Annotated in this window: 14 protein-coding genes; 11 read left to right on the forward strand and 3 right to left on the reverse strand. The window is 45.1% G+C overall.

Annotated features, from left to right (window positions below):
• Positions 1-118: 118 nt before the first annotated feature.
• Positions 119-790: a flagellar basal body P-ring formation chaperone FlgA gene (gene flgA / locus QS795_RS06225; RefSeq protein WP_286269297.1), complete on the reverse strand. Its 672-nt coding sequence runs from the start codon at positions 788-790 to the stop codon at positions 119-121.
• 240 nt (positions 791-1,030) lie between these two features.
• On the opposite strand from flgA, the gene flgB reads away from it, so the two are divergent.
• The 11 genes from flgB (at position 1,031) to flgL (ending at position 11,317) form a co-directional block, all read left to right on the forward strand.
• Positions 1,031-1,444, forward strand: a complete 414-nt coding sequence (gene flgB / locus QS795_RS06230) for a flagellar basal body rod protein FlgB (RefSeq protein ID WP_006657508.1) — start codon at positions 1,031-1,033, stop codon at positions 1,442-1,444.
• A 5-nt stretch (positions 1,445-1,449) separates the two neighbouring features.
• Positions 1,450-1,854: a flagellar basal body rod protein FlgC gene (gene flgC, locus QS795_RS06235; protein WP_154639136.1), complete on the forward strand. Its 405-nt coding sequence runs from the start codon at positions 1,450-1,452 to the stop codon at positions 1,852-1,854.
• Positions 1,855-1,866: 12 nt separating this feature from the next.
• Positions 1,867-2,733 (forward strand): flagellar hook assembly protein FlgD, encoded by an 867-nt coding sequence (locus tag QS795_RS06240; RefSeq protein ID WP_154604166.1) that lies wholly within the window; start codon positions 1,867-1,869, stop codon positions 2,731-2,733.
• A 45-nt stretch (positions 2,734-2,778) separates the two neighbouring features.
• A complete protein-coding gene (gene flgE, locus QS795_RS06245; protein ID WP_181478391.1) occupies positions 2,779-3,999 on the forward strand; it encodes a flagellar hook protein FlgE in 1,221 nt (406 codons plus the stop codon).
• A 15-nt stretch (positions 4,000-4,014) separates the two neighbouring features.
• A complete protein-coding gene (locus QS795_RS06250) occupies positions 4,015-4,770 on the forward strand; it encodes a flagellar basal body rod protein FlgF (protein WP_154604164.1) in 756 nt (251 codons plus the stop codon).
• A 47-nt stretch (positions 4,771-4,817) separates the two neighbouring features.
• Positions 4,818-5,600 (forward strand): flagellar basal-body rod protein FlgG, encoded by a 783-nt coding sequence (gene flgG / locus QS795_RS06255; RefSeq protein ID WP_006657513.1) that lies wholly within the window; start codon positions 4,818-4,820, stop codon positions 5,598-5,600.
• Positions 5,601-5,680: 80 nt separating this feature from the next.
• Positions 5,681-6,415, forward strand: a complete 735-nt coding sequence (locus tag QS795_RS06260) for a flagellar basal body L-ring protein FlgH (RefSeq protein WP_154604439.1) — start codon at positions 5,681-5,683, stop codon at positions 6,413-6,415.
• 35 nt (positions 6,416-6,450) lie between these two features.
• A complete protein-coding gene (locus QS795_RS06265; RefSeq protein WP_036951445.1) occupies positions 6,451-7,566 on the forward strand; it encodes a flagellar basal body P-ring protein FlgI in 1,116 nt (371 codons plus the stop codon).
• A complete protein-coding gene (gene flgJ, locus QS795_RS06270; protein WP_286269304.1) occupies positions 7,566-8,546 on the forward strand; it encodes a flagellar assembly peptidoglycan hydrolase FlgJ in 981 nt (326 codons plus the stop codon). Before QS795_RS06265 ends, flgJ begins: the two co-directional genes overlap by 1 nt.
• 139 nt (positions 8,547-8,685) lie before the next feature.
• The gene (gene flgK / locus QS795_RS06275) at positions 8,686-10,326 is read left to right on the forward strand and encodes a flagellar hook-associated protein FlgK (protein WP_286269306.1); all 1,641 of its coding nucleotides are present in this window, start codon (positions 8,686-8,688) and stop codon (positions 10,324-10,326) included.
• A 55-nt stretch (positions 10,327-10,381) separates the two neighbouring features.
• The gene (gene flgL / locus QS795_RS06280) at positions 10,382-11,317 is read left to right on the forward strand and encodes a flagellar hook-associated protein FlgL (RefSeq protein ID WP_154604161.1); all 936 of its coding nucleotides are present in this window, start codon (positions 10,382-10,384) and stop codon (positions 11,315-11,317) included.
• 353 nt (positions 11,318-11,670) lie between these two features.
• Here flgL and fliR read toward each other — a convergent pair whose 3' ends face one another.
• On the reverse strand, positions 11,671-12,450 hold the full coding sequence (gene fliR, locus QS795_RS06285; protein ID WP_318627072.1) for a flagellar biosynthetic protein FliR: 780 nt from the start codon (positions 12,448-12,450) through the stop codon (positions 11,671-11,673).
• Between the two features lie 2 nt (positions 12,451-12,452).
• Positions 12,453-12,722: a flagellar biosynthesis protein FliQ gene (gene fliQ / locus QS795_RS06290; RefSeq protein ID WP_006657520.1), complete on the reverse strand. Its 270-nt coding sequence runs from the start codon at positions 12,720-12,722 to the stop codon at positions 12,453-12,455.
• Positions 12,723-12,726 lie beyond the last annotated feature (4 nt).

Raw genomic sequence — 12,726 nt, forward strand, 5'->3', positions numbered from 1 at the left:
CCTGATAATTAACTGCATATTTAACTACTTCAGACGAATTGCAAAAATTATACCTGCAATTCGCTTCAAAAACAGAAAATTATCACGCTATAACTTGATGATTTAATTTTAAATTAAGCTAATTAAGCGCCACTTGAACACTGCCATTTTCTTGCGCTTCACCATTGACCACTTGCCCATTGATGAGTCGAACCCGAATATTCTCACCCATCGCAGCATTATTAATGGCTCGGCCTTCATACTTAACGGAAAAGTTATTGCCAGTAGCAAATACATACACGGTTTGACCCGCTTTAATAGCCCAAGGGCGCCTAACCATTGAGCTAGTAAACGTCTGCCCAGCAGTAATATTGCGAAGGGCTAACGTACCACGCAGTGCCATTTTGTCGGTAGATGCCCCAGATGGCAATTGATGAATAAGCCCTTTTTTGGTGCCAATATCCACAAATTCAATGGTTTCTCCCCGCTGAATATTACGGGTAGCAACATAATATTGCCCGGTGACATTCACCGTCAGCTGTAAATACTGTTTTTTCTTATCGCACTGCACTGGCAATGAGATATTCCCCATATTGCGCCCCCCACTTGGTAAGCCAATTTGCGGCTTATCACAATTTGGCCATTTATCAATTGGGGTTTTTATTTCAATTGAAACGCTATTTTGTTTTCCATGAATTTTACGGAAATACTGGTCAATATCTTGTGGAAGAGATGCTTGAACAGAAAAAGAAAATAGGTTTAATGTACTGATAATTAAAATATATTTAATTGAAAAAATAGTTTTTATCATCCCATTTCCTTTTTCATCCAATACCTTTTCACCCTTGAAGTTTACCTACATCGTCAATAATGAATGAGGCAAATAGGTCAATTATTTTGCCTTTATCTCGCCATTAGATTTTTTATCTGCCAGCTAATATGAGCATCGAATTTCTATATTCAAACTTTGCGTTTATAAAAACCGCAATTAAAAGATTCTTAATTTTCGTCTAAATCGATTAGGAATTAACTGAAATCCATTGAGGAAACCATGATTGATAAATTAGATGCCACCTTTGCTTTTCAGCAACGGGCTTTGTCCATAAGAGAAGCAAGACAGACTGTTTTGGCTTCTAACATCGCCAATGCGGATACCCCCGGTTATCAAGCGCGTGATATTGATTTTAATCGTCAATTACAACAAGCGATGGATAAAGGTGTGGTGAAAGGAAAGGGTATTTCACTGGCAGTGACAGCCAAAGGACATATTGAAGGCCATGATATGAAGCCTGCTGCGCTGGATCTGAAATATCGCGTGCCTTATCAAACTTCAATGGATGGAAATACGGTTGATATGGATGTTGAACGCAGCCAATTTGCTGATAACACATTGAAATATCAAGCCGATCTTACATTCATCAATAGCCAAGTCAAAAGTATGTTGGCCGTTCTACAACAAGGGTAAGGGTTATGGGTTTACTCAGTATTTTTGATATCTCCTCTTCTGCATTAACCGCGCAATCTCAGCGTTTAAACGTTAGCGCGAGTAACATGGCGAACGCAGAAAGTGTGACGGGTCCTGATGGTGAACCATACCGCGCGAAGCAAGTGGTTTTTCAAATGGCGCCACAAGGTCGCAACCAAGTTGGTGGCGTTCGTGTGAGTGAATTAATTGAAGATCCCGCTCCCCCGCGTATGGAATACAAGCCCGGTCATCCTCTTGCAGATGAAAAGGGCTATGTGAAGATGCCTAACGTCGATACCGTGGGTGAAATGATCAACACCATCTCCGCATCGCGTAGCTATCAAGCCAACTTAGAAGTAATGAATACCGCTAAAACATTGCTACAGAAAACCTTAACGCTAGGTCAGTAACGGAGACGCGCAATGGGAATTTCTGCCTCAATGAATGATTCTTTGGATAACACAGTTGCTGGGCCTGCAGCTGCAGCAAGTAACATTCCAAAGAAAAGTCAAAGTGATGATATGCGTGACACATTTTTAACCATGATTGTCACGCAAATGCAGAACCAAGACCCGACCAAACCAATGGATAACGCGGATTTAACGGGGCAATTGGCGCAGATAGCCACGCTTGAGAGCATGAATAAGCTCAGCGATAGCGTCACCGGAATTTCGCAACAAATTGGGTCTGGACAGTCATTACAGGCGACGCAATTAGTGGGCAAAGGGGTACTTATCCCGCGCAATGAAATTGTGCTTGCGCCACTGAAAAAAGAGAGCAACGGCGAAAAGAGCAATGTGGCTAAGCCGGCTAACCCGTTACCTGATGATGTGATTAGCGCGAATAGCCCATCTAATTTTGGGCTCAGTAATTTTGGCGCAACAGAAGGTAATGAAGGCGGAGAAGGTACTGAAGAGCCGCAAACCGATTACATTTCATCGCCATTTGGTTTCTTCCTACCGAAGATGGCCGATAGCGTTGAAATTACCATTCGAGACAAAAACCGCACCGTAATCCGCACTATCACCTATGACTCAGAAGTGAAACCCGATATTTACGATATGGCATGGGATGGTCGCGATAACAACGGCAATGTGGTTGCCGATCCGAAAGGGAAATATTTCTTTGATGTGAAAGCCGTCAGGATGGGGTCTGAAATAGAGGTCACCAAACTCGGTTATACCCGTGTCAATGGTGTCACACCGGGCTCAGATGCACCATTACTGGATGTTGGAATAGGGCAAAGCGTGCCACTAAGCAGCATCTTTAAAGTGTATCCCGCATCTTAATTTTATACCCCAAACTTTTATTCCCCAAATATTCATGGAGAAAATATGTCTTTTTCACAAGCAGTCAGTGGCTTAAATGCAGCATCAGCGGGGCTAGATTCGATTGGTAACAACATTGCCAACTCCGCAACTAACGGTTTTAAAGGGGCGACAACTTCGTTCGCTGATATGTTTGCCGGCTCCGGTGTTGGGTTAGGTGTTAACGTCGCAGCCGTCACTCAAAACTTCAAAGATGGTCCAATTACCCGTACTGACAGAGCAACCGACGTTGCAATTTCCGGTAACGGTTTTTTCCGTGTTCAAGACCAAAACGGGGATGTTTATTACAGCCGTGACGGTCAATTCCTACGCGATAAAAGCGGTAACTTAGTCAACAACCAAGGCATGGTAGTGACTGGGTATCCGGCAAGCGTGGATGAGAAAGGTAACATCACAGTACAAAGCGGCGGTGTTCCGGCTGGGATGAACATTCCAACGGATATGATGGATGCGAAAAAATCGGATTTAGCCAAGTTAACGATTAACCTGAATTCAGAAGATAAAAAGAAAGACAAAGCGTTTGATTTAACAAAGCCGGACGATATTGCGACCTATAACTTTAGTACCACCATGACTGCCTATGATAGCCAAGGTAACACTCATGAGATTTCAGTCTATTTTGTTAAGAATGATGATAATAAATGGACGGCATACGCTAAAGATGCCAGCGAAACAGACGCTAGAAAATTAGGTGATTTAGAGTTTGATGGTAACGGTAAGCTCAAAGATGCCGAAAATGCCATTTTTGATTTTGCTTATAAAGGGCTAAATGGTGCTGATGGCGGCACTCTACAAGTTGATTTGGGCAAAACTCGTCAACAAAAAGTGAGCGAATCTTCAGTCAGTGCTATCGATGTGAACGGTTACCCAGCCGGTGAATACACCACCTTCAAAATCGAAGATAACGGTCTGATTGTTGCTAACTACTCCAACCAACAAAAACGCGTCGTAGGTCAAATTGCGTTATCCGCATTTGCTAACCCGAACGGTTTAGTTTCCCAAGGCGGTAACGTCTGGGCAGCGTCCAACGCTTCTGGTAACCCAATGGATGGCGTTCCGGGTGTAGGTCAATTCGGTAAATTGACCAGTGGTGCGCTGGAATCGTCCAACGTGGATATGAGCCAAGAACTGATCAGCATGATCGTGATGCAGCGTAACTATCAGTCCAACGCCCAAACCATTAAGACCCAAGACCAGATGTTACAAACACTGGTTAACTTACGTTAATCCTAGAGGCTGGCGATGGATCATGTCATTTATACCGCAATGGGCGGGGCGCGTCATGCGCTTGAAAACCAAAGTATTGTTTCGAATAACATTGCGAACGTTTCAACAGCAGGCTTTAAAGCTCAGCTGTCAGCGATGCGCGCAGTGCCTATTCACGGTGATACCGAGCAGACGCGTACGCTAGTTGTCGCATCAACACCCGGTGCGGATATGAGCCAAGGTCAACTGAACTATACCGGTAGACCGATGGATGTTGCGTTGAATGATAAACACTTTTTGGCAGTCGCATTAGGCGATGGCACGGAAGCGTATACCCGCAACGGTAACATTCAAATTTCGCCAGATGGTGAATTGATGATTGGTGAGCGCGTGTTGCAAGGAGATGGCGGTGCTATCAACGTGCCACCTAACGCGGAATTAACTATCGGTAACGATGGAACCATTACCGCGTTGCTGGCAACCGATCCGCCAACTATGTTGGGACAAATTGGTCGCCTCAAAGTGGTTGAAGCGCAGCCGCAAGACTTAGTCCGTGGCGAAGATGGGTTATTCCACTTATCCCCTCAGGCGCAAGCAGCAAATGGCGAAGGATTACCGATGAGCGAGCGTGCGGTCGTGACTTCTGGGGTGATTGAAGGCAGTAACGTCAATGCCGCTGAAGCCATGGTCTCCATGATTGCCAATGCTCGCCATTTTGAAATGCAAATGAAAGTGATCCACAGCGCAGACGAAAATGCGCAGCGTGCCAATCAACTACTTACGATCAGCTAATCACTAACAGCTAGCCGCTGGACGGCAATTGTTAGTAAGGAATGACTATGATCCGCTCTTTATGGATTGCAAAAACAGGGCTTGATGCTCAACAAACTAACCTAGACGTAATTTCCAACAACTTGGCAAACGTCAGCACCAACGGTTTTAAACGCCAACGTGCGGTATTTGAAGATTTACTGTACCAAAACATCCGTCAACCGGGTGCGATGAGTTCAGAACAAACTTCGTTACCATCAGGTTTACAAATGGGTACCGGTGCGCGCCCAGTAGCGACCGTACGTATTCATAGCCAAGGTAACTTGAACAAAACCGGCACGACGACAGATATCGCCATTAAAGGCCAAGGTTTTTTACATGTTCAGATGCCTGATGGTACCGATGCTTACACCCGTGATGGTGCGCTTCAGCGTAACCAAGATGGCCAGTTAGTGACATCGAGTGGCTATCAAGTGGTTCCGGCGATCATGATCCCAGAAAACGCCAACAGCTTGAGTATTGCCCGTGATGGTACGGTTTCAGTCACTGTGTATGGAGACAACCAACCACAGCAAATCGGTCAAATCACGTTAACCACTTTTATTAACGATGCTGGCTTAGAAAGCATGGGTGAAAACCTGTATATGGAAACCGCAAGTTCAGGTGCACCGAATGAGAGTGCTCCGGGCACCAACGGTGCAGGGTTGCTGTATCAAGGCATGTTAGAAACCTCAAACGTTAACGTTGCCGAAGAGTTGGTGAACATGATCCAAACTCAACGTGCATACGAAATTAACAGCAAGGCAGTTTCTGCATCAGATCAAATGCTGCAACGTCTGACACAGCTGTAAGTAAGGATGGCAGTTCATGAATAGCATCGTGAACTGCCTTTCGTGATGACAAAGGTATCCAGTAGCAAAAGAGTCGCATGATGATTGAAAACGGTATTGTTCCTAAGCGGAAAAAAACAGTGTTACAGACCACAAAATCCGTCTGTTTGGTTGCGGCAGTGGCGGTCACATTAAATGGCTGTGCACATATTAAGCCACGCCCGCTGGTGGACACACAAACCAGTGCAGTACCGACTGCACCCACAGCACCCGCTCCTAACGGTGCTATTTTTCAGAGTGCTCAACCTGCTTACTACGGCTACCAGCCGCTATTTGAAGACAGAAGGCCTCGTAACGTTGGCGACATCTTAACGATCAACCTACAAGAAAACGTGAGTGCGAGTAAAAACTCGTCGGCAAATGCAAACCGTAGCGGAAAAACCGGATTTTTGGCAGCGATTCTGCCTGGATTTATGCAAGGTTGGTTAGGCGGTAGCAACACAGAAATTGATGTGAAAGGAAACAGCGACTTTAACGGCAAAGGTGGCGCAAATGCCAATAATACCTTTAAAGGCACAATTACCGTGACCGTTGACCAGTTATTAGCAAATGGCAATTTACATGTCGTGGGTGAAAAACGTATTGCGATTAATCAGGGAACGGAATCTATTCGCTTCTCAGGGGTAGTTAACCCGCGCACGATTGGCGCAGATAACAATGTAAGTTCCACGCAAGTGGCTGATGCTCGGATTGAATACGTTGGTGATGGCTATATCAACGAGTCCCAAACAATGGGGTGGTTACAGCGTTTCTTCTTAAATGTATCCCCTTACTAAGTGAATATCCGTCAGCTAATAGCCGAGAAAAATCAATGAAAAACAAATTATTCGTTCTCATTTCATTTGTTTGCCTTTTCGGGAGCCTATTTGTTGCTCCTGCCTACAGCGAACGAATTAAAGATCTCACCACGGTGCAAGGGGTGAGAGATAACCCATTAATTGGTTATGGTTTAGTGGTCGGGTTGGATGGAACGGGTGACCAAACCATGCAAACGCCATTTACCACTCAAAGCTTAAATAACATGTTGTCCCAGATGGGCATCACGGTTCCACCGGGCACCAACATGCAGCTGAAAAACGTCGCAGCGGTTATGGTCACGGCGAAGATGCCGCCATTTGGTCGCTCTGGTCAATCGGTGGATGTGGTTGTTTCCTCGATGGGTAACGCAAAAAGTTTACGCGGTGGTACTTTGCTGATGACCCCATTAAAAGGGGTTGATGGGCAAATTTACGCAATGGCGCAAGGTAACGTTTTAGTGGGCGGAGCAGGGGCTAGCGCGGGTGGAAGCAGTGTAAAAGTCAACCAGTTAAATGGTGGGCGCATTACTGATGGTGCAACGATTGAGCGTGAACTGGCCAGTAGCTTTGGTCAAAGTGGTGCTATCAACCTGCAACTTAACGAAGACAGCTTCGCATTAGCGCAAGACATTTCAGATGCGATTAACCGTCTGGGGGGAATGGGTTCTGCTCGAGCATTAGATTCGCGAACTGTTCAATTACTCGTTCCTGCAAATAATACAGACCAAGTCCGCTTTTTATCACGAGTTCAAGAGCTGAACGTGCGCACACCGATGGCAGAAGCCAAGGTTATCCTGAACTCACGTACTGGCTCAGTAGTGATCAACCGCAGTGTTACCTTAGACAGCTGCGCGGTCGCACACGGTAGTTTAGCCGTGACGGTTGACCGTCAAACCCAAGTTAACCAACCGAATACGCCATTTGCTGGCGGACAAACGGTGGTCACTCGTAACACTAATATTGGCGTGAAAGAGCAAGGTGGGGCGCTACAGAAAGTGAATGCAAGCGTTCAGCTTAACCAAGTTATCCAAGCGCTCAATACGTTAGGGGCAACGCCAACAGACTTGATGTCTATCCTGCAAGCGATGGAAAGTGCGGGTTGCTTACGTGCGAAACTGGAGATCATCTAATGAGCGATATGCAGTTATTACAAGGGGCTGCGTATGATGTCCAGTCGTTAACCAGTTTAAAAGGTGAGTTAAACAAATCGCCAGAACAAGGGCTGCGTCAAGTGACGCAGCAACTGGAAGCGACATTCGTGGAAATGATGCTCAAAAGCATGCGTTCTGCATTACCGCAGGATGGTATGTTCTCCAGCGACCAAACGCGCATGATGACCAGTATGTATGACCAACAAATTGCCCAAGATCTTGCCCAAAAAGGGCTTGGTTTTGGGGAAATGATGTATCAGCAACTGACCCGTGATCAATCGCCAAGCTCACCTGCACAAGGTGCATTTATGCCACTGAATGAGCAGGATCTGCAATCGTTGCCACCGTTCGCGTTAGAGCAAATGGTTCGACGATTTGCCCCTGCCATGGGGGATGCACTGGCATCACCTTTCAAGCAAATCAAATCCTTATCACTCAATAGCAGTAATTTCATCAATCAATTGATTGAGCCTGCTAAAAATGCCAGTGAAAAAAGCGGTATTTCCCATTTCTTAATTTTGGCGCAAGCGGCATTAGAAAGTGGTTGGGGAAAACGAGAAATTCTGACAGCGGAAGGCAAAACTAGCCATAACTTATTCGGTATTAAAGCGGGCAAAAATTGGCAAGGACCAGTCACGAATATTATGACCACGGAAGTGATCAACGGCAAAACCATCAAAATGCGCGATGATTTCCGTGTGTATGACTCCTATGAAGAGGCGATTTCCGACTATATCAGCCTGTTAACGGAGAATCCTCGCTATAAAGACGTTAAACACGCCGCAACCCCAGAAATTGCCGCACGCCGCCTTCATAAAGCGGGATATGCCACTGACCCAGGATATTCAGACAAATTGATCACGTTAATTAACCAGATTCGTGGTTCGGGCAGTGTGGCGAATACCTCGGCATCACGGGCGATTCAAGCTTATAACATCGACTTAAACGATATCTTTTAAAGCGTCGCAATAAATCAAAGTTTGCGCTAAACATTTGCGCCAATTTTCCGATAAATAAATAAGTGAAAAATTTTGAGTGGCTAGCGCTGAGATTGAGTCAGCCAATCAAAGCGCTCAGTCCCAAGAATAGGAAAAGCTTATGCTGAACAATGTAATGAATAATGCGCTCAGTGGTGTGAACGCTGCGCAAGGCGGGTTAAGTGTTATTTCTAACAACTTAGCGAACGCTGGCGTAGGTTACTATCACCGCCAAAGTGCTGTTTTCGGGGAGAATCCCGGTACGATGACACCTAATGGTTATTTTGGTAACGGCACCTATTTCAGCCATGTTCGCCGTGAGTTTGATGAATTTGTTAATGCGCAATACAGCCAATCCCGCGCGCGTAGCGGTGATTTCGAAGCGTATGTGAAAAACTGTAACAAAGTGGATGACCTACTGACAAACAATGTCGAAGACTTGTCTGGTAGCATCGGCAGCTTCTTTACTGCGCTGGATACAGCGAGCAGTGATGCAAGCGACAAAACGCTACTTGACGTTTTCTTAGGACAATCCAACGCGTTAGTTTCTCAATTCAAAGAAGCTGATAAACAACTGCAAGAGATGGAACGTGATATCAACCGCCAAATTGAAAATAAGGTGAAAGATATCAACGTCTATGCAGAAAAAATTGCGGGATTAAACCAACAAATCGCACGTGTGCGCTCCGTCAGTGGTTCAGAGCCTAATGACCTGCTGGATGTGCGTGACCGCTTAGTGAACGAAGTTAACTCGTTGATTGGCGTTAAAGTTATCGAACAAAACGGCAACTATAACGTGACCTTTGCCAACGGGTTACCGCTGGTTACTGGCGAAAAAGCTAACCGCTTAGAAGCGGTGCCATCCTCAAAAGATGATAGCCGTTTTAGCATTGGTTTTGTGGGGGCAAATGACCAAGTTCGTGAAATCCCTGACGAAGCGTTCAAAGGCGGCGAATTGAGCGGTATTTTACGTTCACGCCAAGAAGTGCTCGACCCTGCTTATCAAAAAATCAATAAATTAGCGTTAGTTTTCGCGACTAAATTTAATGAAATCCACCAAAAAGGCTTTGATTCTAATGGCGAAACTGGCAAAGACTTTTTCGCGATTGGTAAAGGTACTGTGGTCAGTAACACCTTCAATACGGGTAAAACTGACTTTGATTTGAGTTACAGCGATGTTTCTCAAGTTACGGGCAAAAACTATGAAATGCGTTTTGATGGTGGCAAATGGAATGTGACCCGTTTACCGGATGGCGTTGACGTTAAAGTTGATACTAGCACTTCAGGCTCACTGAAATTTGAAGGTATTGAACTCAAAATCACGACCAATTCTCCTGCACAAGGAGATACTTTCGTCGTTAAACCGATGAATGGTGTGGTTAACGGGATGTCAACGCTGGTAACCGAGTCTTCGCAGTTTGCAAAAGCAGGCAGCAAAGACGGTGGCCCGGGTGACAACGAAAACATCAAAGAGTTAGTTAAGCTGCAAGATCAAAAACTGATTGATGGTGGCTCGACGTTCTCTGATTTCTACGCAACATTAGTCAATGATGTGGGAAGCCGTACTAAGCAAGCGCAAATTGATTCTGAAACCCAGAACAAAATGACCGAAAGTTTCTATCGCCAAGAGCAAGAAATTTCGGGGGTTAACATGAATGAAGAGAGCATTCAGATGCAAAAAATCCAGCAATTCTTTAATGCTAATGCTCAGGTATTAAAGACGGTTGATGATTTATTCAATGCATTAATGCGTGCGTTCTAATTGATGACGTTTTGAGTGATCAAAAACACTGGGTAATTTAATAAGGATCTAAGCGATGCGTTTAAGTACGAATATGATTTTCCACCAACGCTTACAGGACATGAATGGCGCTCAATCTCGTTGGATGGAGGCTGGTAGTCAATTAGCTTCAGGGCAGCGTGTAAACAAGCCTTCAGATGACCCACAGGCGTCATCTCAAGCGGTGCGTATTAACCAGTCTGAAAACCGCAACCAACAATATGTGACCAGCCGCGGTTTTGCGAAAACCGGTATGACGTTGCAAATGAGCATCCTGACGCAAATGACGGATGTCACGACGCAAATCGATACCACCATCATTCAGGCCTCTAACCAAGGCGCTTTGAGTGATAAAGACCGCAATTCACTCGCTGAGCAACTGACTGGCCTGAAAGAGCAATTAGTTGCGCTGGGCAACACTACCGACGGTAATGGTCGCTATATTTTTGCGGGCTTTAAATCTGATAAGCCACCATTTGAAATTGATGCTGCCGGCGAAGTGCTGTACCACGGTGGCGATAAGCCAATCACTCAGAACGTCGCGAGTGAACGTGAAATGACTACCTATTTCACGGGCGCCCAAGTGTTTGAAACCGATGGTGCGGGTATGGTCAATGTATTTAAAGCATTGAACGAAGGCATCAAAGCGCTGGGCATTCCACAAGAAAATGCACCGCAAGCAGATTTAGACAGAGCGCAAGCGGGTATGGACACGGCTAACCGTGGCATTAAAGCGGCATTGGATCAAATCTCCAATATCGAAGCGAAACAAGGTTTACAGCTGCAAGAGATTGATAAACTTGATTTCTTAGCGGATACCCGTTCTATTCAGAATGCGGCGCGTAAGAGTGAGTTGTTAGAGACTAACTGGACAGCGACTACAACGGATTATTATAAAGAGAAGGCGATGTTCCAAGCTTCTCAAGATATTTTCAAAGATCTGAACAGCATGTCATTATTTGGCGGCCGTTAATTGATTTTTACCGCACCCTGTAGCAGTGGCATGTGTATCGGGTGCGGGTTTTCTTCTTAGTGTTTTTCATACGTCTTTCCAATTTTCCTCTCTGATTTTTCTTGTACGATTTTTTTCATTCCAACCCCACATTTCGTTTTTCTCTTTTAAGGTCACTGGGTCTGACTTTTTAATAAATTGATTAATAAACAATAGATTAATAGAGCAAGTGGCTTGCCTATTCTTCACCATAATATTTGAGAGGCAGAATAAAAGCTTATGCAGAGTTGCATAGTGAATGGATAAAAGATCCAGAATGTCGCAGTACTTATGAAATAGAAGAGCGAAGTAATATGTCGCTTGAGATGGTTAGATCAAACCCACAAATTAAACATTAACGACAGCTGCTCAAACGCTTGATGTATCAGGCGTTCTGTATAGCGTGGAAGGATAGAAATAATCAGCCCCAACATGCTGATACCGATAGTTAATGTGAGAGGGAAACCCACCACAAACACGGATAACTGCGGCGTCATTCGGTTTAGAATACCGAGGGACAAGTTGAGAATTAAAAACAGCGTAATAAACGGTAGAGCGAGCATTAACCCATTGATAAAAATGGTATTGGCAAACTGTAAAAACACCCAAAAACCATCGCGGTGAAGAGGCGCGGTTTGAATAGGGATCAGCTCAAACGAGTTTGTCAGAATATAAATCAGCCACAAATGCCCATCGAACGACAAAAACAGCAGCAACGTGATTAAATTTAAAATTCGTCCGAGGATCGGCATATTAGGGCCTCCGGTCGGATCAAAGAACGTCGCGAATGACAATCCCATCTGCAAACCAATCACTTCCCCCGCATGACGTACCGCGGCGAAAGCCATCTGCATGGTCAATCCCATGGCAGCGCCAATCACAATTTGTTGCACACAGACCCATAATCCCATCGCTGAAAATAGAGGGATAGTTGCGATAGGTAATTGTGGGGAAATGACTAAAACAGTGAAAAAGGCGAGGGCGATACGTACCTTACTGATAGCCTGTTTTTCATTAAAAAACGGGGCGGTACCAAATAGGGCTAGCAGGCGAACAAAAGGATAAAAACCTTGGCTTACCCATAGCGTGAGCGTTTCACTGGTAATGGTTAACATGATCAGCCAATGATAAACGGTAAGTTACTAAACAATGTGCGGATATAGTCGGTAAGCAGGTTCAGCATCCATGGCCCCGCGATGATTAATACTGAAATCACCGATAAAATCTTAGGAATAAACGACAACGTCATTTCGTTAACTTGGGTCGCCGCTTGCAGCAAGCTGATAATCAAACCCGCGGCGAGTGCGGCTAACAGCAAAGGAGCCGCCAGCATCAATGCGATTTTCATTGCTTCCGTTCCCATTGCCATTACAGATTCAGGTGTCATGTGT

The organism is Providencia zhijiangensis, assembly GCF_030315915.2.
Lineage (GTDB): Bacteria > Pseudomonadota > Gammaproteobacteria > Enterobacterales > Enterobacteriaceae > Providencia > Providencia zhijiangensis.